Origin of the sequence: Aureispira anguillae, from assembly GCF_026000115.1 — a bacterium.
Taxonomy (GTDB): domain Bacteria; phylum Bacteroidota; class Bacteroidia; order Chitinophagales; family Saprospiraceae; genus Aureispira; species Aureispira anguillae.
This window is the reverse complement of sequence record NZ_AP026867.1, coordinates 1,511,851-1,533,754: the sequence shown is the minus strand read 5'-3', so window position 1 is coordinate 1,533,754 and position 21,904 is coordinate 1,511,851. Positions and strand designations below refer to the sequence as shown.

Below are 21,904 nucleotides of genomic sequence, written 5' to 3'. Positions count from 1 at the left end.
GTAAAAAGGATTATCTCCTCTTTGCTCTTATACAAAATATGTTTCCTTTTATTGTAAAAAATTAGCAAATATATGCCTGATATTTTAGATAACTTAAAAAAAGAAGGGTATCCCGAATTAAGAAAATTAAAGAGGAAGATCCTTTTACGACTACTATTCTATAGGTTCATCAGTTTATTAGTCGTAGTACTATTGTGTGGAGTATTGTTTAAACTTTCAGTCTATTGTCTTCCTCATATAAAAATTGAATCTATTTCTAGATTTATTTGGGCTAGTTCTTTTGGATTTTTTTATGGTATGCTCTCTACTATTCTTATGAATACATTTCTTTATGGTGAAAATCCAAATATATCTAGCAAATTGTACTTCTTTTATATGGTGTGTATTCTTGCTCCAACCCTTTGTCTCCCATCTGTATGGGGGGAGCCATGGTTGTTTGATTTTCTCACCCCTATAGCAAGGATTTATAACATCTATCCAGACAAAATAGTTTGTATTTCTTTGCTATCAATACTAGAGATTATTACCAATATCTTTTTGATCTATTGGCTTAATACTAAAGAGTTAATTGCCTATAAGGCTAGAATGGGTAGTAGTATAGATTAAGTAATTCACCGAATGGAACCACAATCAGCTCTTTTCTTCTTCGGACTTTTTTATACTAACAAACATAAAAACCACAAAAGCAATTAATAGGGCAAGAAGTATAAAAGGACCAAATACCATCAAAAATATTAAAGCATCCAAGGCAAAGCCCCCTTTGAGATCGTTCATGAGTAATTTTTTATAATGAGTTAATACATTAAACCTATCTCTTTTTTATCAAAATACCAAAATGAGTGCTGTACTTAACTGTGCCAATAACTTATTCAATTCAACAAGCGAAGAAGTCAATAATTCAGCTGAATTGGCTCTAAAATTGAGAATCACGTCTATCTTGAATTTTGATAGCATTGAATAATAGTATCCCAACTCACTCATTTTTAATCAAATTAAGATATATTATTTGGTGAACTTTTTCAATTTCATCTATATTATAGAACGACAGATAATCCCTATACGTTCGAGTCTGGTATTCATAATAATTAAACGCTACAGACGCTTCTAATTGAAGATCAACCCTACCATATTTTTCATTTTCTGAAGAATAAGCAAGAAAGGTAGCTTTTCTAATTTTTTCAAACGGAATGAATGCCACTTTCTTTCTCAAATATGCATTTAGATAACAAATAAACACTCCATCTTTTAAAATATAAAACCTTGTTGAGGTCTGATACTTAGATAACATATAAAAAGGCAAAGAGAGCAACATTAATAAAACTATGCTCCATACTAAAATTAATTCTAGCCCCTTCTCCTTGCCTAAGTAGAGTAAACCTACCATTCCAATCATCAATACAAATCTACAGTAAGAAGTGTAAGAGGAATCGTTATCCCAAATTACATTTGATTCCACTTTAGGGGAAGCTTGCCATAAGATCTCATCATCTTTAGTTAACGATAGCTTGTCCTGCTCATCATCAAGAACCATATTTTTTTAATTTTTACCCCCTTAAAGCTTAACAATAATATTCACCTTCAGTATCAAATTTCTTCTATCCTTTTTAAGTAATTGCTATCATATTTCAGGGCAATCAATACCCAAAGGGCTCCTACCCCTTCCCATAAAGCAATTAGAAGAAAAGAATCTTGCCCATAAACAATAGACCAGTATAGTATTACGGGGACTGTAATCAACATCCTAAAGACTACTGTAATCTTAAAAAAAGGTATTACTTCATAATAAGCCATGTATATATAGTACGCTCCCATATTAGTTGAAGCTATCCCACTTAGCGTAAGCGCCAATCTCAATGCATTCGTATCACTTGCTGACAAATTTAGGGTATTCACCAAATAGCTAGGATACAAGATGGTTATCACACCCAATATAAAAGCCATGCATCCAAAAATAGCCATCGCAAAACAAGACTGTCGATAGGAAAAAGGTTGATTTTTCATACTTCAATGGTTTCTTGTTCTAAGTACTCTTTCAATTGCTCTAATAAAGTATGATGCGCATTTTTGGCTGTTTTAGTTACAAAATTAGACAGACCTAAAGGGGCTTGTATCTTTACATGTTCTTGGATCTCTGTCTTATTGCCTCCGTTCTCTAAAAAGGTATAAGAAGAGGACAAACAAATGTTAGGAAAGCTCTTTACCTCAAAAACGCAGGTATTTTGTTCTTTTTGTAAAATTCTATGTGCGATATATTTATTAGGCATAGAGATAAGACCTAAGATTTTTACACGTTCCTCAATTTCAAATACCGTAACTTCCTTTCCTTTATCATTATAAAACGAATCCACTTCGGTTACTTTGGTTAACAAGGGATGTAAATGTACATGGTTATCTAAGTCACAAAAGAAATTAAAGGCCTCTAAGGCTTGTTGTTCTACTTCTATACTTAATTTGTAACCCGTTGTTCTTGTAATCTTTTTTTTCATAAAAATGGACGTTTACTGCGAAAGGAAAAATATCAATAAATATGAATTTATCTTCTTTTTTAGCAAAAGCGTAATTTTAGACGCATTTTTTGGAAGGAAGAACCTCTCTTGGTATCACTATGCAGCCTATACAGGGCAATCTATTAGCTCATTATGTTGAATAATACTCCGCTAATTTTTTAGTTTTTTAACAACTAAAGCATAGCGCTCACGAAGTAAAAAACATAAAAACCATTTTTATCAATTTGATAATCAACCTTTTAACACTTTGACTATTAAAAGCCTATTTTGCTAATTATCAGATTGATACGATTTTCCAGCGGAGTAATGGTTGAACACTCGTGTTTTTTTTAATATATTTGACGGCGACTCGCTAATAAATAAGCATTTTGCTTTCAATTTTAATGCCTTGAGTTAACTTTAAAGCACACACCATAATTAAAAATAATGGTTCTTTGACAACCCGAACCCAGCTATGCTGGCTCATAACTAATTATACGGTAAGATGATATTATTCTATTTGGTGATATTAGAGCATGGACCACGTTGTTGTTAACACAGCACCTAATTTCTAAAATCTAATACCCAAACGGCATAATTAAGACCATTAATTAAAATTTCCACACGAGTTGTCAAAGAACGAAAATAATTAATCTATAAATGAAAACAATAATAATTGTAGTCGCTATATTTTTAGCCATTACTTCTTGTAACCGAATTCCCAAAGAAGAGAGAGTTTTAGTAAAAGGAGCTGCCGATTCTGTTCTTGTTGTTGCTGTCCCTAAAGCACGTTGTTACAAATGCCAAAATATTATCGAAGGAGGGTTAAAAGAGGTAAAAGGAGTCCAACAATCTATTCTTAATTTACACACAAAAGAAGTGTCAATTGTTTATACTCCTGACCTAACTAATCCTGAAGCACTTGAAGGAAAAGTGGCAAATTTAATTCCTCAACTACCCTGCAAATAAAAGTAGTAAAAAGAGCCTAAGTCACCCCTATTTTTCGAGCGTGACTTAGGTTTTATTGGTTCCTTAGATAATGGAACATCTTAATTCAAGGCGTTCTATTTTAAATTACCCCTTCTGCAATCATACCTCTTCTAAAAAATAAAATAAGTCATCCTCATCATAACCTGTTCCCATCCAGTTGTCTTTCGTTAAAACATAAGTAAGAATACCAGCCTTCGTCCCTTCCAGCAACAGCCCTAACTTAAGCGCTATTGCTTGACTAGCGTAGTTATGAGCTTCACATCGGATATAGATGGTTTCAATGGCAGTAGTAGCAAATACCTTAGAGAAAATTAATTGACAAGCTGCCGCTGCCAGACTTTGCCCCGTATAAGCCCTACCCAACCAATAAGCAATTTCTACCGTACGATCTGTAAATTGCCCATTGTGAAGGCTAAGTAACCCAACTAGCTTTTCTCCTTGCCATATTTCATAGATTTGCTCGCCTAGGTAAAAACCTAGGCGAGCATTTTTTTCTACATATACCTTAGCATCCGCTTCTGTTTGTATTTCATTAAGGTAGGGCATCCAACGCCCTAACCAAATTCGATCTTGGTTAACTAAGGCTAACCATTGGCTAACATGTTGTCGTTGGGCTGGTTGGAGGTAAATTCTCATAAAATCACTACATTTATATTACTCCTCCAAATTATCATATATCGTATACACCCCATTTACTCCAGCTGTACAATAGTCAATAAGATCAGATAATTTTTTACTCTCTCGGTTTGCACGTAACGTTTTAATTGAAGATGCAAAAGTTAATACTGAATTAAGTTTGCTAGCTTTATCCTTATATTCTTCTTCTTCAATAAAGTTTAAAATAGAAGACATAAAATCAATACTAACCCATAGCTTATTTACACTAGTAACTAATCCATAAACTCCAGTGCCATATGAAACACAATTGGTAAATAACTTCAAACTCTCCCAAAACTCTTTTGGTATTTCGGTGTGAGCCTTCTGGGCTTTGTTTTCTTTTATTTCCTGTATGATGCCCTTCTTTTCTTTTTTCAAAAGGGTTAACTTCGTTTTTAAAACATCCATGTGTGTAGCATAGCTAATCTCTAACCCCACAATAGATTTTAGTTTATTAAAAAGTTTGTCCCAAAAACCTTTCTTTTCCAAAGCCTCTAACTCTTCAATTATTTTGTCAATATTACCATTACAGCCTTTCAATTTTTCTTCTAGCTTCTCTAATTCTTTTTGTATCTCTTCTAAGTTTTTATTGATTTTTTTTAACTTTTCATCTGAACAAATCGCAAGAATAGTACTTATTAAACCTATCACAGCTATTATCAAATCTCTACGGTTCTCGCCACCACCATTACCATCACCGTTATCCTCAGTACTCCCTTCTAGGGCTAATTGATGATCATGAATTGTTTTACCTTCCAATGCAGGTATTTCTTTATGATCTTTTTGCCCTTTTCTATCTTGCTGTTCTATCTTTTTTTGTGCTCTTTTTTTTATATTATCTAGATATTTCTGTGCTTTCTCTAATTCTTTTTCTACTGGCAGTTCATCTTCTAAGATGCTAAGGTCTTCAATCTCTACTATCTTTTTTATACTAGATACTTCCGATATTGCCATTGTGACGATGTCCTCAAGATCTTCTTTTGCATCTTGCAACATTACGAGTTTTTCTAAACGTTCTAAATTTTGTAGCTTGCCATTGATTATTTCAAAAGTTTCATCATCCATTACTTTTTGTAGGTTTTCTAACTTGCGTTTGACACGTCCTTCCTGTTGCTGCTGTTCTATCTGCGCTCTTATGAATACTTGTTCTTCCATACGCTCTTTCATTACTTCTATATCTGCTTTCATTTTTTGAAAATAATTTCTGCCTTCTTCATAAACATCTTCCTCTATCTCACCATATCTCCCTCCTAAAGAAGTGATAAAACCATTAACTTTACTATTGCCAAAACTTGATCTACTAAGACAAATTCCTAATCGTCCTGCAACTCTCTGTTTAACATTAGTAATCCCGATTGAAGTTATTTTATTATTTGCTAGTTTTTTCATCGTATTATATTTTTTTAGCAGTAACAATTGCTTCTGCTTGGTTAAGCAAGTCCATTATTTTCTCTTCTGTAGCATTAGCAGCCAAAGCTACATCTAATTCTTTGATAACTAACGCATAACGCTCCAATTTGGGTTGCGCCTCTTCCCAATCCTTTTTCACTCTCTGTACTGCTGTTTCCATAATACTTAGGTCTTCAGCATAAAAAGATTTCCCATTAGTATTTACGACTGTTTTCCAACCAGTTAAACACTTTTCTAAAATTGCAATATCTTTCTCTATCTTAGAAGGATTTGTAACATCATATTTTTTCATATCCTCCATAAAAAGCTCTAGTGCTTCAGCAGCAGCTTCATAAGACTCCCCTTCTTCTTGCTTCTTTCTTGCTTCTTTTAATTCATTTTTGATATTATACACAATTTGCTCAAAGGCTTTTAACTCCTCCTCAAAGGAATCTACGGGCTTGTCCACCATCTTTTTCCATTGTTCCAAATGCTGCTCAAGAAGTTTAAGATTTTTTTCTATTGCATTAATATCTAAATCTTCCTTATCCATAACTTCAAAAAAACGCTCTACATCCTTAACTGCCTTTTTATAAAGCTCTTTTTCATTGACGCCCCTCTCTGTTTTAGTCGTCTTCTGTTTAGCAAAATAAGCTGACCAATAAGCATACAATTTTTCCCAATTGGTTTCCAGAGATAGTTCTGCTGTATTAGGCTGTACCTCGTCTGCCCAACTCGTGCAAAGATGCTTCATGTGCTTAAGCAACTTATTGCGTTGTAGGAGTATTTTATTTCTACTTTTGTCCTCTTTTGCCAAATTTTTAGCTTGCTCATTGACTTGCTGAAAAGCTTTATGGTATTTGGTTAAACTTAACCCAATTTTTTTAGCAATTGCCTGAATGCCATTTTCCTCGCCTTCAACGATTCCGCCTCCATCCTCAATAACAGACGGTTCTATTGTAGACAAATCATCCACTATTTCCAAAAACAGTTTAGGCTTGAATTTTTTTAAAACTTTCTGGATGGGCTTTAATAATTGAGGTTGTGTTAACTTGCCTTTTTCAGGACATATATAGACCTGTACATCATTGCCAACTTGAACCATCCTACAAGTTCCATAAGAATAAGTCTTCAAATTAAAAGCAGCATCCTTTTTAATACTTTGAATTAAAGGCTGACTATTATCATGCAAGTACAACATGGGCTGTTCTTCCATTGTTTCAAGATCACCTTTCCATTGCAGGGAATTCCCCGCCAACAAAACATACTGAAAAACACCTGTCGTTGGTGCTGTACTTAACCGTTGCTTGACTTCTTTTTTTATCAAAGACCTATAATCGGTATAGTTCAGATTTTTGACCTTATCCAGTTTACCTAATTTTGCTAACATATCGTTGTATTTTAAGTGTTTACCTATTACACAAACATATATCATATATAATTACAGTACAAAAAAACAGAGTGGACAAATAGTGGACAAAGAAAAAAAATATACCGCTAGTTCCTCATTTACCACCTTGTCTTGGCGCACGAAAAAGGCAATTCTATACGATTTAATTTGATCATAATTCCTAGCTCATATCCGTTACCTTTATATCATATTTTTTATCTTGCGGGCAAGAATTTTTTTTATTGATAAAACAGCTAAAACACTATGAAATTTTTGTTCCTAATCCTCTTTGTCCCACTTTTGGTTACTGCTCAGGTAAATCTATCAACCGATCTAGATGTTAAACTTGGTTCTCCATATAAAGTTATTGACGCAGAAGAAAAAAATTACTTTTCTCTAGATGGGAATCGTTCTATTGCTGTTAAGACATATAAAGGCAAAGTATTTATCCAAGTATTTGATACTAAAACAACAAAAGAACTTTATCGGAATGACTACAATGACTTTCCTAAAAAAATAGATTATTTCACAATCTTAAAAATTAATCATAAAGCCTATTATGTTTATTCTTATTTTGATAAAAAAAGCAAATATAGCAGGATAGCTGCAAGAGAGATAAAAGCGAGTAATGGTACACTAGGCAGTTCCAAAACTCTCGTAAGCACTAAAGAACGATTTTGGGGCTTGGGCATCCATTCTTTTGGAAATCCAATTTGGCATAAAAGAAATACATTTCAGATTATTAAATCCTCTGATGAATCAAAATTTTTGATCCAATACTCCAATTTTAATTATAAAAAAGACATCAAACTGGCATTTGGTTTTCATGTTTTTGACAAAAACATGAAAAAATTATGGTATAAAAATAAAGCTCTATTGCCTTATGACTCCAAGGAAGTAGGCTGTCTAGCCTATACCTTATCCAATACAGGTAAGATCTACTCCCTTGTCAGAATTTGGAAAGAGCAACGTTTTGAAATATGTTCTATAGATCAAGATTATAAAATCAAAAATAACAAATTAGATTTTCCGAAAAATATTTTTCCCGCTGTAGCTCAACTAAAGGAAGATAAAGATGGAAATATAGTCTGTTCTGTCCTATATGAAAAAGATGTTACTGCTATCTTTATGGGGAAGGTCTTAGTCCAAGGAATTTTATATTTTAAAGTTGATAAAGAAGGTAATTTACTAGCTCAATTAGACTATGAATACCCCAAAGATTTTGCGGCACAGTATACTCCTAAAGAAAAAAAGGAAAAGAAAAAACATGGCATAGCTAATTTAAAATTGCTTGAAGTACTTAGTCAAAAAGATGGTAGCACAATCCTCATTTGCGAACAACAAGAAATCAACACAAAATATGGTCCTAACGCCACCACCAGCTATGATTATGGAAATGTAGTTTTAGCAAAATTTAATTCAGATGCTTCATTAAGTTGGATTAAAAAAATCCCTAAAAGGCAAACAGGAGGAGGTATTTTATCTCAAAAAAGCATTAAATACATTCACACTAATAATTACCATTATGTATTATACGTTGATAATCCAAAGAACTTAAATATTAAAGCAGACGAATTGCCTGCATTGCATAAAAGCGATAAGGGCGGTTTCTTAACGCTATGTAAAATAGATAATGCTACTGGAAAATATGACAAACATACTGTTTTAGATATGCAAGATGTTGATGGAAAAGTAGCTGATCAATTTCATGTAACTCGTATTTATGAAGTGGATGCAACACAGCAATTGTTCATGATGGAATGTTATATAAAAGGTAAAAAAGATGCTATGGTCAAAATAAAACTTAAATAATTATAGTGCATGAACGCAGTGAACCAAGCTCACGAGTGAGAACGAGCTGCATGGGTTGGTACAATGGACCGCCACGTAGTAGCACCGCTGGTAAAGGTAAAGCCCACTAGTGTACTAACTGGGCATGCTTGTAGCCAAAGCTATACCACATAAACGTAGTCCACGAGCAGCTGTACCAACTGGAATGCCTAGCACCGTAGGTATAATCGCTAACAATAAAGGAATAGGACAAGCTTGGTCAAAGACTTGTCCTATTCCTTTATTGTTAGCTTCCTTCGAGGCTATCAATCAAATTTATGATATAATTATATTTATTTTAATAACTTACTTTACCTTTATTAATGCCATTAATTCTCCCCTTTTGGGTTTTATTTTTTAAACTTATTGCCCCATAAACAACAAGGGTTATTCCTCCAAAAATAACCAAAAGCCCTCCCACTAAATATAGAAAAACATTTGCCCCTCCACTTAACAGAATAAGTGCGACAAGAATTAATGATGCAACCCCAAGAAGAATTAATATACTGCCTCCAACAATAGCTGCGAGAGCACGTTTCTTTTTACTCCTTTGAACACGCTGTCTTTTCTTTAATCGCTTTCTTGTTCGTTGTTTCTTTTTTCCTCTATCTATTGGATAATTCTCTATTATCAATTCCGTAGAAGATGTAGGTATACTAGCATTGGCATAAGTAGAACTATTTATGCCCAAAAGAATTAGTAGTATATATACCATCGTATTCAAAAATTTTAATTTCATAGATTTCGAATCTAAAAGGCTAAAAAATAAAGCACCTATTCTTTTATAATTTTTGCCTGAACAATAGATTGGCCATTACTAATTGATAGATAATAAACGCCTGATGTCACTCTATCTAGATTAATCTCAGTAATTAATTGATTAGACGTTTTATGATAAATTATTTGCCCTAAATTATTTACTATCTTTATTTCAATTGCTTCATTATTATCCTTTTTAATATAGAATCTTCCTTTAGTAGGATTAGGATATATTTTTATATTTGAATTCTTTATCAAAGAATGACCAACCGTTGTTACATTAATACAATCAGAAATTAAAACACAACTCCCATTTGTTATTGCTACAGCATAACTGCCATTATTAACAGGAATAAATTGCTGATTAATTGCCCCAGAGATTAGACTATTCCCATTATTACAATCTAGCCATTGATAACTTAAGCCACTACTATATGCTATTAAATTTGCTCCATTATGAATAATACTATCACTCACCAAAGTATCAATTGTCAAATCAATTGTTATCGTACTATCACAACCTTCTGCATTGGGTAATACTGCTATGTATTGACCACTTGTTGTATAAACTTGTGAATCGGGTGCTGTATACGACATACAAGCACTTTCGGTAAGCATACTTGAACTAGTATTGTTTATCGTCAAATCAATTGTTATCGTACTATCACAACCTTCTGCATTGGGTAATACTGCTATGTATTGACCACTTGTTGTATAAACTTGTGAATCGGGTGCCGTATATGACATACAAGCACTTTCGGTAAGCATACTAGAACTAGTATTGTTTATTGTCAAATCAATTGTTATCGTACTATCACAACCTTCTGCATTGGGTATCACTGCTATGTATTGGCCACTTGTTGTATAAATTTGTGAATCGGGTGCTGTATACGACATACAAGCGCTTTCGGTAAGCATACTCGAACTAGTATTGTTTATCGTCAAATCAATTGTTATCGTACTATCACAACCTTTTGCATTGGGTAATACTGCTATGTATTGGCCACTTGTTGTATAAACTTGTGAATCGGGTGCTGTATACGACATACAAGCATTTTCGGTAAGCTGAGAAGAGCTGCTATGATTAATGGTAAGATTAAGGGTGTATAAAGAATCTTGCCCACCATTTTGAACTGTATTGTAGTAAACACCCGATTGGTTATAATTAAGATAATTAAATATAAAGCTATCGCAAATTGCACGACTAATCGTTGCTGTACCATCCCAATTCAATTCTTTAGGAACGGCCAATTTGTGCTTAGATGTATTGGTTATAATAGGTTGATTAAAATCAAAATAAATAGCTGCATGATTATTAATAATAGTTCCCAAAGGCAAATTGGCAGCTTGTTTAACCTTAAAACTAACAAAACCTTGGCTAGCTATTAAATTTGAAGAGCTATCAGGTAAGATAATATTATTAAACCTCCATTCTAAAACTCTAGGTCCATAAATTCTAAAGGAATAATCATGGCTAGCAGCACCTTCACGAAGCGAAAGTATATCCAATTCCATTGGCAAAGTATCCCGAATAACAACGACAAATGCCGTATCTGTGCCTGTGTTTTGAAATCTAATTATGTAATCCAAATCTTGTTGAGGTAGAATTTCGTTCTCAGTACCTAACCCTAATGGAAAGCCCCTTTTATCATTTGGGTCATAACTCCCTGTTACCACTCCACAGAAAATATCTACATCAGGATTGGCATCATCATGAGGAAATAAATTAACCAAATTAGGAGTCCAGTTGCTAAGTGATCCGCAACGTTCAACGGTAGCAGATGGTTGAGAATTGCCAGGATGTAACGGATGTTGGTTAACTTCCATTCTCCATGTTCTACCATCACCAACATAAGCAAAATTAGCAGCTAAACCACTGTTTAATTGAATGGAATCCATCAAGAGGTATTGCCCATCAACAAAGACACGAATTGGAGCAAAACAAGACATATTGCCTGTTCCTGTATTAGTAAGCGTATATTTAATCGTATCGTTTTCACAAGTTGCACTTAATTCTAAATGAGAAAAATCATAAGAACTAGTACACGCACTAAAACCACTAGGATAAGGATTGGGAATGCTATCCCAAATACAAGGACTCGTTGGATATAAATTAGCTTTCATGCATAGGCTCTGTCCTAAGACAGCACTGTTGCTTAAGGTACAGTTTAACCAAAAATCAGCGCATTCATTCGGATATAGGCTATCTAGTTCTACCTTATAGAGGTTGTTTCCAAGGCTGGTAAAAGGCAAGGAGCTATTTTGAACCGTTAAAAGTGCATCTAGTTCTACAATAACATAAGCACTATCAATAATCGCAGTTGCAATATTATCATTACAAGCATGAACATAAACTTTTTGATTAGAAAACCCAGGTCTTAACGTTGGAGCATTAATACTAATGGTATGAGCAGGACAAGGATTTCCTGAGATTACACCAAAATCCGAAAGCCTCATAATACTATCTGTGTTGATAACCGTAAAATTTTGGATCGGAGAACAAGTAGGAATCCAAGCACCAGAGGTGTCAAGCGTGATGGTATAATTCCCTGTTGGTAAACTAGGATAACTCCACCTTCCAGCACTATTAGTGGTCACAACAAGGCTACCAGGGTTAATAATTAAGTGTCTATTGGTAATAGGTGTTTCTCCCATGTCAAGATTGCAATTTTGGTTAAAATCTTGATAGACTTCACCCCAAATCTTATGTTGTGACATTTTATAAACAAACATGGAATTCCATCCATTTGTTCCTAAATTATAAACACCAGAACTTGGGTCAAAATCTACCACACCGTTTATTTTGCCTGCGGTATAAACATCATTGGTTATTTTGTCCACTAATAAACCTCTGCATCGCTCTTGATGTGTCCCTCCAAAACTTGTCGCCCAAAGAAAATCACCATTATTCGTAAGTTTTTGGATAAAAGCATCTGCGGCTCCATTGGCTCGAAGTTGGTGCACTCCTGGTCCAGGGTCAAAGTCTATTGAATCTACAAAAAAACCAGTAATATAAACGTCTCCATGGTTATCAACTTCAACTCGTTGCCCCCAATCATAAGCCGCACTTCCAAATGGTTTTACCCATTGAAACCAACCGTTAGAGTCCAATTTTTGGATAAAAATATCGCTATTTCCAACGGCTGTTTCCATGGTATTTGTTCCCCATAAATCAAAATTGCAGGTCCCTTCAAAATATCCCGTTGTATAAACATTTCCTCCTGCATCAACATCTAAGCTCCAGCCAGAATCATCCATTGGACCTCCTATCGAACGTCCCCAAACCAAATTACCCGCAGCAGTCCATTTTACAATAAAAACATCCCAATTGCCTTGACTATATAAAAAAGAAGAACCAACACCAGGGTCTATCCCCAAATTACCTGAAAAGTATCCTGTCATGTAAATATTACCGTTTGCATCTGTTTTTATATCTCGCCCTTCATCTGAACTTGTCGTTCCTTCCAAAGATTTTGCCCAAACAAGGTTGCCCGCTGCATCTAATTTTAGTACAAAAACTTCTCTATTAAGAGCAGTCAGGTTATTTATTCCAGATCCAGGGTCAAAATCAACGGTAAACTTAAAAAAACCAGTAACACAAACATTTCCCATTGGATCCGTCGTAATTGCTACTCCTTCATCTTCACTATAGTCTCCAAAAGAATGTGCCCATTGAAATACACCATCGTTATCAAGTTTCAAAACAAAGATGTCTGTCCCTCCATTTGACGTTAAATTATTGACCGCTGGTCCAGGGTCAAAATCAACAGTACCATCAAAGTACCCTGTTACATAAATATTTCCTGCATCATCAATGGCGAGTCCTTCACCTCTAACATCCACTAAAGAAGGAACATTCGTTCCTTTTGCCCAAACAAGGTTGCCAAAAGGATCTAGTTTTAGAACAAAAAGGTCGTCAGTACCTACATTAGAATTCAGAATTGCTGTTCCTGCACTTGGGTCAAAATCTGTTGTCTGACCAAAATATCCAGTTACGTATATGAATCCAGCGCTATCTTGAACTATTTCTGAAGCTTCGTCCCACCCTACGGATTGCGGAGCATAAGCCCATTCGAGGTTTAAACTTTGACTAAAGAGATGGATCGAAGAAAAAAACAAAAAGAAGAAAGCAAGGCTTTTTAGATTAAGTTTCATAGGATAAAGGTTTAGGTATATATATAATAGAGTTTAATTCAAAAGTACTAAAAAGAATCTAAAAAACACTGATTGTTCTAAATTTGGGGCGTTATCAAGGCAATCATCAATGTAGTATTGGTATTATGTCTCCTTTTGCTAATAAAATAATATGCCCCCAATCATAGATTATTTTTCTTGACAAAACAGAAAAACAGCTAAGAATAAACTAAATTTGTTCTTTTTTTAATTAAAACGATACAATAAAAACCATGGTATTAAAATATGCGCTATTAGCCTTAATTCTCTTTTTGGGGCTGCAAAAAGAAACGTTTGCCACACATATTGTCGGCGGAGAAATGACTTACGACTGCTTAGGAAACAATCAATATCGAATAAATTTAAAAATCTATAGAGATTGTGATAGTGGAATTCCTTGGTTTGACAACCCAGCTTCTATTGGAATTTTTAATGCACAAACCAATGGTTTTATTTCTACTGTTTCTATACCTTTAGATACAGCATCTAACGATACCTTAAGCTTAAATTATCCAGACACCTGCCTCCCTCCTAACCTATGCCTACACGCTACGGTTTACAGTACCGTGGTAACCCTGCCCGTTAATTCTTCAGGTTATGTCATCAGTTATCAACGCTGTTGTAGAAATTACAATATCGTCAATATAATAGATCCCAATAATACTGGTATGACGATTACGACAGAAATCACAGCAGCAGCTCTATTGAGTTGTAATAGTTCTCCTAAATTCAACAACGAAGTACCACTACATCTGACCGTTAATGATACCTTTTCTGTTGATCTTAGTGCAACCGATGCTGATGGAGACTCTTTAGTTTATGTTTTTTACGCTCCTTTTGATGGAGGCACTTCAGGGAACCCACTGCCTATTCCTCCTGCTGCTCCACCTTATAATAGCGTATCTCACCATGCTCCCTATACCTATCAATCACCCATCGGAAATACCCTTTTTAATTGGAATCCTTCAACGGGAGAATTATCAGGAACACCTACTATTTCAGGAACGTTCCTTGTTGGATTTTCAATATTAGAATACAATACCGCAGGAGTACTATTAAGTAAAACGTATAAAGATTTTACCATCCAACTCACTCCAATGCCTTGCAACCTAATCAACTCACTCAACAAAACAACCATAACGCCTACCATTCAATTGTTTCCGAATCCTACCCATAACGAACTGACCATAGAAACGGGGACAGAACAAGAAGTAGAATTAAGGCTCTATTCCATACAGGGACAAGAGTTGCTTTACCAATCTTTTCGGAAGGGAACCACCATTCATTTAGCAACTTGGCCTAAAGGGGTTTATTTCTTAGATTTTACCTCTAACAACCAACGAACCATCAAGCGAATTGTCAAGCAATAGAATGATTCTTTAAAGATTGACAAAAACAGGAAACAGAATAAGGCATTTATGTCTTTATTCTGTTTTTTTTATGTATTTTCTTCATAACGAATTATCCTGTGTACAGGACAACCCCAGCTTGCTGGCTCACGAGCAAAGCGAACTATAAGTATGAACGAAGTGAACGATGTAAGCTTGTAGCCAAAGCTACAAAGGCAAAGCCCGCTCATGAGGAACGAATAGCTAACCAGCTTGCTGACTCACGAGCAAAGCGAGCTAAACAATTGGAATTAAATAAAACAAGGGTTTAGTTGAGCTATTTTAAGATTTTATGCCATTGATTTACAATCCATTTAAGGCAACTAGAATACCAATCCAGCTATATACCAATCACTACTATGACTTTAACTGAATATATTAAACAAAACTACCATCCAAAATTCGAGGCATCTGATTTTCCTTTTGAGGTAAATCAAAAAAAAGCTGCCAAAGGAACGATCATTCTTCCTTATTCCAAGATTACCAATAAGATGCATTTTCTCAACCAAGGAATTGTAGAAGTAACGGTCTCTTTTGGCGAAATAGAAAAAACAATTTTATTTAATTTTGCCAATACCTTTTTTGGTTCTTATGCTTCTGCTCTAACTAGAGAACCTTCTAGCATTCAATGTGTTGCCATCGTAGATTGCGTATTTGAGGAATTCGACTTTCACGCTTATCAAAGGGCATGTGAGACCTCTCTATTAATCAATAAAATCGGAAGAGTAGAATTGGAAAAACACTTCTTAAGATCAATTCAACGAGAGAAAGATTTTCTTACCAAAACAAAAAAAGAAATGTATTTGGATTTAATCCAAAAAAATCCAGAAATGTTACAAAAAATCTCGCTAAAAAAGATCGCCAACTACTTTGGCATTCTTCCAGAAACATTGAGCAGAATACGAAAAGATATTATTTCTTGACTTTAGGTCAAGTTTTATATCTAAAGGTCTTATTAATTTTGTGGGATAAATATATAGAGGTGTAAAAAATTACCTTCTTATAAATAACAAGCTACAATAATCAATAATAATGAGAAAAAAAATCGTACTTATTGCTTTGCCCCTTTGCTTATCAATTTGTTTTTCATTTAAACTACTGGCACAAGAAAAACCAATTCCCAAACATCATTTATCCCTCTTTTATGGCGTACAATACAATATGAGGTTTGATGCTGTTTATTCTAGATTACCACGCTATGGAGGTAGTCATAATGGAACCTTACAATATGAATACAAAAGTAAAACGTGCCTCTTAACTACTGCTCTTGGTTTTTCTACAGGTACTTGGGGCATTAAAGATAATCCAATTAGCCAATTGTTGAGTTACAATGGGCAATTTAAACTCCACTGCCTTTTTAACCTAACCCCATCAACGCTTCAAGAAAATAAATTAGCGTTTTATTTAGGCGGTAATTTGGGGTTTGGAGGAGAAATATGGTTTCCTGAGTCTTATCTATTAGCCTATGGGTGGGACATCAATTTAGGGTTAGGGCTGAGTGCTGCTCTTCATTATGCTATCAGTCCTAAATTATCCTTACAGTATGATTTTAATTTTCATTGTTTAGGTGTTTTATGGCGACCGCACAACAATGGTCAGCAGCTCATCACAGAAGAATTACAAAAAGAAAAAGGAACTTTAGCAGCAGCTTTTGAGACGCCACGATTTGCCCATGTTTTAAATACAATTTACATGGAAAATCGACTTCGTTTAGTCTACCACATCACCAACAATTTGGCACTCAATTATGCGTTCATACTAGCCTACAAACACTTAAAACAACCTCTAATAAAAAAAGGCATTGACATTAACAATACCATTGGCCTAACTTATAAATTTTAGAATAATGAGAAAGATATTATGCATATTTGGTCTATCATCACTTGTATTATTTAGTGCATGTGATAAAGATTTTGTAGTAGATCATTCGGTTGAAGCGGATTATAATTTATTTTTTGAATATTTAAAAAAGGATTATGCCTACCGTGATTTTCATCCATTTACCATGGAAGAATTAAGGTTAAAGTACTTAGGCGAAATAACAGCAAAACCAACACAAGAAAACTTAGCTAAAATCTTATTAGAAGTTCAACTAAATGAACTAAAAGACCCCCATGTTTATCCCTTAGAGCAGCTAGATAAACAGGTATATGTCGCCGTCAAGACCCCGCTTAACCTTGAAATAAAACGCCCTTTATTTCAAGAAATAGACATCATCAAGCAAGGTCATTTTTATACCTACGGTACCGTTAAAACGCATAATGACATCGGTTATATCTATATCAACTCGTTCAATTCTAATGTTGGAGGAACAAGTTCTTTAGGCGTAGAAGAAGGGGTTTTAGCGATTAATACAATTGTCCAAGAACTCCAAAAGAAAGGCGTAAAGTCATTAATCGTAGATATGCGTTCCTATGCGGGTGGCACCAATTATGTTCCTAGGTATATTGCCCAACGGTTCCTTAATAAGAAAAGCATTTATATGAATGAGTACTACCCCAACGGTTCAACATTTATAAAAAAGGAATGGGAAGTTGAACCACAAGGAGATTCTGGATTTAGAACTGTAAAAATAGCATTATTATCCAACGGCTGTACTTGTAGTGGTGGAGAGATGTTTCTTCTAGCAATGCTGCAAAGAGATAATTTGGTACATATTGGGTCCCGCTCTCTTGGTTGTTCAGGTAATGTTACCCATAAAGATTTATCCAATGGTTGGGCCTTTTCTATTACAAATTCTAGAACAGAATTTCCAGATGGAACCTCCTACTTTAAAGAAGGCATAACTCCCTCAATTGTTGTTAAAAATGATCCCACCTACGGGGAAACGACCTCTGAGGATAAACTAATTGAACGAGCTATTATCGAACTATTATAGTACCATTAACGTCAAAGGACAGATTCCATAAGAAATGGAATCTGTCCCAATTTACTAAAAATCTTTTTTTAGCCAAATAGTAGCTTCCCGTTCAACATCCTGCATTCCATTGTCAATGGTTTGAATACAGCGCAATCCTGATTCTCCAATCCAATCAACTAACTTTATCGAAAATTTTCTGGATCGATTTCTAGGAGAAGTGCCAGAGCTTCCCTTTATATCTATGATAACAGGAGGAGTTATTGCTTTATTTTTAATGGAATATAAAGCCAACTTTTTATCTATGGTATGACCTTTTTCTTGGTTTTTAATGGTGCAAAACTTTTCTTGGCTTTCAGAAAAAATCGGGCGATTCTTTAACCTTGTCAAAGAACCATCTTCTAAAGATATTAAAACATATTCCTCTGCCTCCCACGCTTGTTTTTGGAAAAGCACATGGTCTATTTTTTTATAATATTGAATCAATTTGTAATGACTTTTACCCTCTATAATCTCATTCGGTTTTACAGATTCTAAGCTCAGTATTTTTTGGTTTTTTAATTCGATATCAATTCTATTTGCTTCTTGTTGAACCCTTATAAAATCAACCTTAATAGAATTTTGATTAACACTAATGGGAGAAATATAGTCGCCTGGAATTTCTTCCATAAAAAGATCTTTGTTTTCAAAAACAAGCTCTGGAAACATTCTTTTAAAGGTCTGCTCTCCATCAAAAGAATAGGTATAAAAATGTTTGTTGACCGACATTTCCCCAGCATCCCCTATTATATCCCAAGATTCTAAGATAATATGATGGCAATCAAAATGGTTTGTGAGGTCTTTTTTGATGTAAAATTTTCTCCCATATTCTACCAATGTTGGCGCATAATAACCATTTCCACAATTAATAAAAAAAGTAAAAAACTGTTCATTACTTGTTCCAACTGCACTCGGTTCATGAGCAACAATATCGGCTTTGTTATCTTTGTTTAAATCTATCCAACCAACCAACTGGTATTCGTTTTTAGCAATGACAAAATCGATGTTGTTATTTTGTTTATTGGTGAATAGGTTCGTATCTATTTTTACCTGCTTATCAAATTTTGAACAAATCGGAAAAGAATCTAAGTTCAATTGAGCCTTTGATGCAATCATTCCACCCCCTAGGATAGAGGTTCCAAAAGAAAAGTTAGTACTCAACAAAAATATCCCTATAAAAAACAGTTTCATGCTATGTGTTTTTACAATTTATGCCAATGCAATTAGTAATTTTACGCTTTCAAAAAAAAGCAACTTAAATACCAAATCAAAATAAGGAATTTTAAATTTAATATTCTTTGATTATTTGGTCTAAATTGATTGACATTCGGCAGTGGGTCATTATTGTATCAATAAAACTTCTCCATTAAGCAATTTTTCCGCTATCATTTTTTTCTTTTTTTTAATAATTAGCAGACTGAATCATTAAATAATGAATGTTTTATGAATAGAACATCATTCGGGTAAGACTGTATTTAACAACCTTGCTTGTTTGATATAGAGCTTAAAAACAGCACCTTTTTTCATAATTTTGAACTCTACATCAACCCCATAATTTTCTGGATTGATAAGTTTTTTGCGCAGAGAAGCGTCTATCTCTGCACAAGCCTTTTGCAATTGCCGAACAAGTGGTGTGAGTAGTGGATTATCCACAAAAATATTCTGCAAAGAAGATTTAGATTCGGTCACATACCACTTACTATCCAACTGTCTAAAATAAATAATTTCTGGGCGGCTAGCATCTTTAGGGTTGGTCACAGAAACCTCTCCATATTGAGTATTAATATGAATACTTGGCGTTCCTGTTGGATTCGGAATGGTTAAGGCAACACCATTGGCATATTCTTGAGGAAAAGCCTCATTGATTAAAATAGCCATCGCTGCCTGTCTATGATCGATTCCAAAAAAAGCACGTTCTTCAAAGGCTCTTGAAAGCCATAAAGAAGCATAGACCTTCAAAATTTTTTCTTGTACAACTTTTCGTTCACAACCTTGTTGAAAGCCCTTAGAAACATACAAACCTGCACCATTAAAATCTGCCAAATCTTCACAATTAGTAGAGCTTCGAAGACGCACACGCTTTCCTTTGTAATATTTTTCGCCAATCAATTCTAATTCTCTATAAATGCGTTCATCTAGACTTGCCGTTAAAATTCTATTTCGTATACTTTCTAACCTTTTGTTAAGCGCTTTCGAAGAAAGTTTGAACTGATCCTTTAATAAGGATTCAATTAACTGATCTGCTCCACAGCTTTTAACCGTTTTGAAATAAAAATAAAAAGGGATGGCAAAACCAGGACGAGTATATTCAGGTAATTCATGCTGTAGCCAAGCATAATTGGCAGCCTTTGCCCCAATGCAATTTACGGTTTGTACCGTACGAGCCCCTAATTCAAAGTGCGAAAAAGAAGCTACTGACAAATCAGGCTTAGGAATCTTGACCCTTAATTTGCGTTGGTTTTTCCAGTGTTCTTGTGCCTCTCGTTCTGAAATTAATTCGATCTCCAAAGCATCCTTTCCATTTTCTTTTTTAGCGATGATTTTCACCAATTTATTGCCATATTTTTGCAAAAAATCTTGTGGCAATTTAGCCTGCAAATAAGCGTTTATTGTTCCTCTATTTTTTGCTAATAAATTAATATGAGAAAGTGGTGTCTGTGGTTCTATTGTAATAATTCCATTCGCAATTGGGACACGATAAGGAAGGCTTTCGTAAAGTAAGATATTTTTAAAATTGCTGGTCACCTTATTTTCCTCCCCTGTTTTTATCCATTTAAGATAACCAACAGCTATTCCTGTATTTAATAATTTGGCAGCAAATGATTGTTCTTTATTTTTTGTTGGAGTTATTGCTTCTTGGGGGGACTTTTCCAAGGCAGCAATTAATTCATACAATGCCATTGTTTGGTATCCTTGCTGTTCTAATCCTTTACGAATTGTTTTATTTGGCAAGGCTGCTGAGGAACTTGCTAATAGGGCAATTCCCCTTCCTATATTACCTGCCTGCTTTCTAATGTATTTTTCCATGGTTTTCATCAAACGAACAAAAGTTTGCTCCATAGAATAAGGATCATCGGTATAATCATAATGCTCTAATCGAACCGCCCAAGTATATGTTTCTCCCTCAATCACCATAGGCATCTTTCTTAAATCATACAAAAAAACAGGTAAATAAACACGATGGCTAGGATGCCTTACCAACTCCTTAAATTGAGGAAACCTAAGTCCTGTTTTCATTCCATAACAAACATAATTGCCATGTCCCTTGTATCGCTCTGTATCAAATAGGTGGACAGAAGGTTCTGATTGATCCCAATCTGCTACAATTACTTTCCAAGTAGGAATTTTATCATAAGAAATAAACTGATAATCCTTTGCGTTATACTCATTTTGAGCCAAAATTTTACCACAAAAAAAGAGGCTAATAAAAAAGCAATGAATTAAAAAGCTATCTTTTTTCATAGATCTACGGTAAGAATTTATTCTCATTTTAACGTTCTTCTGCTACTCCAAGATGCCCTAACAACCACTTGATTGCTTTTTTTTCATCCCTAAAAACTTTAGACGGTTCAATTTTATCATTACTCAAAGCCAAAACTCTCCCTCGGAGTGTCAGCAATAAATTTCCCATGATTTGAGAACCAAAAGAAGGCGTTACAATAGCAACAGCCAAAGCCTCAACTTCCCTATTGGCAGCATAACCTTTTAATACATCCTTTTTTATATAAAATGAAGGCGCACAAATGAGCGCAACTTTAGGTTTATCATTGGATAAATAAACCTTATTGGTTGCGGCAATAACCTCGTCTACTCCTTCTAAGGTTAACTCTGTAATATTTTCATTAACCGCTGTTTTTACAATCTGATCTTGTATAAGGGTTACCGTTATTTCTTTGGTCTTACATTCCATCGTCTTATATTTTTAATTGTGGGGTTACTAGTACTA

The 21,904-nt window shown here is 34.5% G+C and carries 20 protein-coding genes; 8 read left to right on the top strand and 12 right to left on the bottom strand.

Translation table 11 applies throughout. The annotated features are described in order from the left end of the window. Nucleotides 1–72: 72 nt before the first annotated feature. Nucleotides 73–606: a hypothetical protein gene (locus AsAng_RS05700; RefSeq protein ID WP_264791832.1), complete on the top strand. Its 534-nt coding sequence runs from the start codon at nucleotides 73–75 to the stop codon at nucleotides 604–606. A gap of 24 nt (nucleotides 607–630) precedes the next feature. On the opposite strand, the gene AsAng_RS05695 is transcribed toward AsAng_RS05700, so the two are convergent. Further along, nucleotides 631–774, bottom strand: coding sequence for a hypothetical protein (locus AsAng_RS05695; RefSeq protein ID WP_264791831.1), 144 nt, complete (start codon nucleotides 772–774; stop codon nucleotides 631–633). A gap of 61 nt (nucleotides 775–835) precedes the next feature. Here AsAng_RS05695 and AsAng_RS05690 point away from each other — a divergent pair, with 61 nt between their 5' ends. Further along, nucleotides 836–961 carry a hypothetical protein gene (locus AsAng_RS05690; protein ID WP_264791830.1) on the top strand — a complete coding sequence of 42 codons (126 nt, stop codon included), beginning with the start codon at nucleotides 836–838 and terminating at the stop codon, nucleotides 959–961. A 12-nt stretch (nucleotides 962–973) separates the two neighbouring features. Here the strand turns inward: AsAng_RS05690 and AsAng_RS05685 are convergent, their stop codons facing one another. Genes AsAng_RS05685 through AsAng_RS05675 form a run of 3 tightly spaced genes read right to left on the bottom strand, consistent with a single transcriptional unit; the run spans nucleotide 974 to nucleotide 2,486 of the window. Then, nucleotides 974–1,531, bottom strand: a complete 558-nt coding sequence (locus AsAng_RS05685; protein ID WP_264791829.1) for a hypothetical protein — start codon at nucleotides 1,529–1,531, stop codon at nucleotides 974–976. Nucleotides 1,532–1,584: 53 nt separating this feature from the next. Further along, nucleotides 1,585–2,001 (bottom strand): hypothetical protein, encoded by a 417-nt coding sequence (locus AsAng_RS05680; protein ID WP_264791828.1) that lies wholly within the window; start codon nucleotides 1,999–2,001, stop codon nucleotides 1,585–1,587. After that, nucleotides 1,998–2,486 (bottom strand): hypothetical protein, encoded by a 489-nt coding sequence (locus AsAng_RS05675; RefSeq protein ID WP_264791827.1) that lies wholly within the window; start codon nucleotides 2,484–2,486, stop codon nucleotides 1,998–2,000. Before AsAng_RS05675 ends, AsAng_RS05680 begins: the two co-directional genes overlap by 4 nt. 660 nt (nucleotides 2,487–3,146) lie before the next feature. Here AsAng_RS05675 and AsAng_RS05670 point away from each other — a divergent pair. Next, nucleotides 3,147–3,455, top strand: a complete 309-nt coding sequence (locus tag AsAng_RS05670) for a cation transporter (protein ID WP_264791826.1) — start codon at nucleotides 3,147–3,149, stop codon at nucleotides 3,453–3,455. 120 nt (nucleotides 3,456–3,575) lie between these two features. Here the strand turns inward: AsAng_RS05670 and AsAng_RS05665 are convergent, their stop codons facing one another. The 3 genes from AsAng_RS05665 to AsAng_RS05655 are packed head-to-tail and all read right to left on the bottom strand — an operon-like array spanning nucleotide 3,576 to nucleotide 6,912. Further along, the gene (locus tag AsAng_RS05665) at nucleotides 3,576–4,112 is read right to left on the bottom strand and encodes a GNAT family N-acetyltransferase (protein WP_264791825.1); all 537 of its coding nucleotides are present in this window, start codon (nucleotides 4,110–4,112) and stop codon (nucleotides 3,576–3,578) included. Between the two features lie 18 nt (nucleotides 4,113–4,130). Next, nucleotides 4,131–5,522, bottom strand: coding sequence for a hypothetical protein (locus AsAng_RS05660; RefSeq protein ID WP_264791824.1), 1,392 nt, complete (start codon nucleotides 5,520–5,522; stop codon nucleotides 4,131–4,133). A 4-nt stretch (nucleotides 5,523–5,526) separates the two neighbouring features. Next, nucleotides 5,527–6,912: a V-type ATP synthase subunit I domain-containing protein gene (locus AsAng_RS05655; RefSeq protein WP_264791823.1), complete on the bottom strand. Its 1,386-nt coding sequence runs from the start codon at nucleotides 6,910–6,912 to the stop codon at nucleotides 5,527–5,529. 264 nt (nucleotides 6,913–7,176) lie between these two features. On the opposite strand from AsAng_RS05655, the gene AsAng_RS05650 reads away from it, so the two are divergent. After that, entirely contained in the window at nucleotides 7,177–8,724 is a 1,548-nt protein-coding gene (locus AsAng_RS05650) for a hypothetical protein (RefSeq protein ID WP_264791822.1), read from the top strand. 316 nt (nucleotides 8,725–9,040) lie between these two features. Here AsAng_RS05650 and AsAng_RS05645 read toward each other — a convergent pair whose 3' ends face one another. Beyond that, a complete protein-coding gene (locus AsAng_RS05645) occupies nucleotides 9,041–9,481 on the bottom strand; it encodes a hypothetical protein (RefSeq protein ID WP_264791821.1) in 441 nt (146 codons plus the stop codon). A gap of 35 nt (nucleotides 9,482–9,516) precedes the next feature. Next, nucleotides 9,517–13,656, bottom strand: a complete 4,140-nt coding sequence (locus AsAng_RS05640; RefSeq protein WP_264791820.1) for a DUF7619 domain-containing protein — start codon at nucleotides 13,654–13,656, stop codon at nucleotides 9,517–9,519. 251 nt (nucleotides 13,657–13,907) lie between these two features. Between AsAng_RS05640 and AsAng_RS05635 the strand changes: the two genes are divergently transcribed. From AsAng_RS05635 to AsAng_RS05620, 4 genes are all read left to right on the top strand, one after another. After that, on the top strand, nucleotides 13,908–15,044 hold the full coding sequence (locus AsAng_RS05635; RefSeq protein WP_264791819.1) for a T9SS type A sorting domain-containing protein: 1,137 nt from the start codon (nucleotides 13,908–13,910) through the stop codon (nucleotides 15,042–15,044). Between the two features lie 377 nt (nucleotides 15,045–15,421). After that, the gene (locus AsAng_RS05630; protein WP_264791818.1) at nucleotides 15,422–15,985 is read left to right on the top strand and encodes a Crp/Fnr family transcriptional regulator; all 564 of its coding nucleotides are present in this window, start codon (nucleotides 15,422–15,424) and stop codon (nucleotides 15,983–15,985) included. Nucleotides 15,986–16,094: 109 nt separating this feature from the next. Then, entirely contained in the window at nucleotides 16,095–16,904 is an 810-nt protein-coding gene (locus AsAng_RS05625; RefSeq protein WP_264791817.1) for a hypothetical protein, read from the top strand. 4 nt (nucleotides 16,905–16,908) lie between these two features. After that, nucleotides 16,909–17,940: a S41 family peptidase gene (locus tag AsAng_RS05620; protein WP_264791816.1), complete on the top strand. Its 1,032-nt coding sequence runs from the start codon at nucleotides 16,909–16,911 to the stop codon at nucleotides 17,938–17,940. Nucleotides 17,941–17,994: 54 nt separating this feature from the next. Here AsAng_RS05620 and AsAng_RS05615 read toward each other — a convergent pair whose 3' ends face one another. The 3 genes from AsAng_RS05615 to AsAng_RS05605 all read right to left on the bottom strand — a co-directional run bounded on the left by AsAng_RS05615 (nucleotide 17,995) and on the right by AsAng_RS05605 (nucleotide 21,868). Continuing rightward, complete coding sequence (locus AsAng_RS05615) at nucleotides 17,995–19,149, bottom strand: hypothetical protein (RefSeq protein WP_264791815.1); 1,155 nt, start codon at nucleotides 19,147–19,149, stop codon at nucleotides 17,995–17,997. 264 nt (nucleotides 19,150–19,413) lie between these two features. Beyond that, nucleotides 19,414–21,420, bottom strand: coding sequence for a PEP/pyruvate-binding domain-containing protein (locus AsAng_RS05610; protein WP_264791814.1), 2,007 nt, complete (start codon nucleotides 21,418–21,420; stop codon nucleotides 19,414–19,416). Between the two features lie 28 nt (nucleotides 21,421–21,448). Further along, nucleotides 21,449–21,868 (bottom strand): hypothetical protein, encoded by a 420-nt coding sequence (locus AsAng_RS05605; protein ID WP_264791813.1) that lies wholly within the window; start codon nucleotides 21,866–21,868, stop codon nucleotides 21,449–21,451. Nucleotides 21,869–21,904: the final 36 nt, after the last annotated feature.

Bases quoted from the DNA above. Each gene is read 5' to 3' on its own strand.
- AsAng_RS05660 (WP_264791824.1), bottom strand. From the start codon at position 5,522: ATGAAAAAACTAGCAAATAATAAAATAACTTCAATCGGGATTACTAAT.
- AsAng_RS05690 (WP_264791830.1), top strand. From the start codon at position 836: ATGAGTGCTGTACTTAACTGTGCCAATAACTTATTCAATTCAACAAGC.
- AsAng_RS05670 (WP_264791826.1), top strand. From the start codon at position 3,147: ATGAAAACAATAATAATTGTAGTCGCTATATTTTTAGCCATTACTTCT.
- AsAng_RS05645 (WP_264791821.1), bottom strand. From the start codon at position 9,481: ATGAAATTAAAATTTTTGAATACGATGGTATATATACTACTAATTCTT.
- AsAng_RS05655 (WP_264791823.1), bottom strand. From the start codon at position 6,912: ATGTTAGCAAAATTAGGTAAACTGGATAAGGTCAAAAATCTGAACTAT.
- AsAng_RS05665 (WP_264791825.1), bottom strand. From the start codon at position 4,112: ATGAGAATTTACCTCCAACCAGCCCAACGACAACATGTTAGCCAATGG.
- AsAng_RS05615 (WP_264791815.1), bottom strand. From the start codon at position 19,149: ATGAAACTGTTTTTTATAGGGATATTTTTGTTGAGTACTAACTTTTCT.
- AsAng_RS05650 (WP_264791822.1), top strand. From the start codon at position 7,177: ATGAAATTTTTGTTCCTAATCCTCTTTGTCCCACTTTTGGTTACTGCT.
- AsAng_RS05680 (WP_264791828.1), bottom strand. From the start codon at position 2,001: ATGAAAAATCAACCTTTTTCCTATCGACAGTCTTGTTTTGCGATGGCT.
- AsAng_RS05700 (WP_264791832.1), top strand. From the start codon at position 73: ATGCCTGATATTTTAGATAACTTAAAAAAAGAAGGGTATCCCGAATTA.
- AsAng_RS05640 (WP_264791820.1), bottom strand. From the start codon at position 13,656: ATGAAACTTAATCTAAAAAGCCTTGCTTTCTTCTTTTTGTTTTTTTCT.
- AsAng_RS05675 (WP_264791827.1), bottom strand. From the start codon at position 2,486: ATGAAAAAAAAGATTACAAGAACAACGGGTTACAAATTAAGTATAGAA.
- AsAng_RS05610 (WP_264791814.1), bottom strand. From the start codon at position 21,420: ATGAAAAAAGATAGCTTTTTAATTCATTGCTTTTTTATTAGCCTCTTT.
- AsAng_RS05605 (WP_264791813.1), bottom strand. From the start codon at position 21,868: ATGGAATGTAAGACCAAAGAAATAACGGTAACCCTTATACAAGATCAG.
- AsAng_RS05630 (WP_264791818.1), top strand. From the start codon at position 15,422: ATGACTTTAACTGAATATATTAAACAAAACTACCATCCAAAATTCGAG.
- AsAng_RS05635 (WP_264791819.1), top strand. From the start codon at position 13,908: ATGGTATTAAAATATGCGCTATTAGCCTTAATTCTCTTTTTGGGGCTG.
- AsAng_RS05620 (WP_264791816.1), top strand. From the start codon at position 16,909: ATGAGAAAGATATTATGCATATTTGGTCTATCATCACTTGTATTATTT.
- AsAng_RS05685 (WP_264791829.1), bottom strand. From the start codon at position 1,531: ATGGTTCTTGATGATGAGCAGGACAAGCTATCGTTAACTAAAGATGAT.
- AsAng_RS05695 (WP_264791831.1), bottom strand. From the start codon at position 774: ATGAACGATCTCAAAGGGGGCTTTGCCTTGGATGCTTTAATATTTTTG.
- AsAng_RS05625 (WP_264791817.1), top strand. From the start codon at position 16,095: ATGAGAAAAAAAATCGTACTTATTGCTTTGCCCCTTTGCTTATCAATT.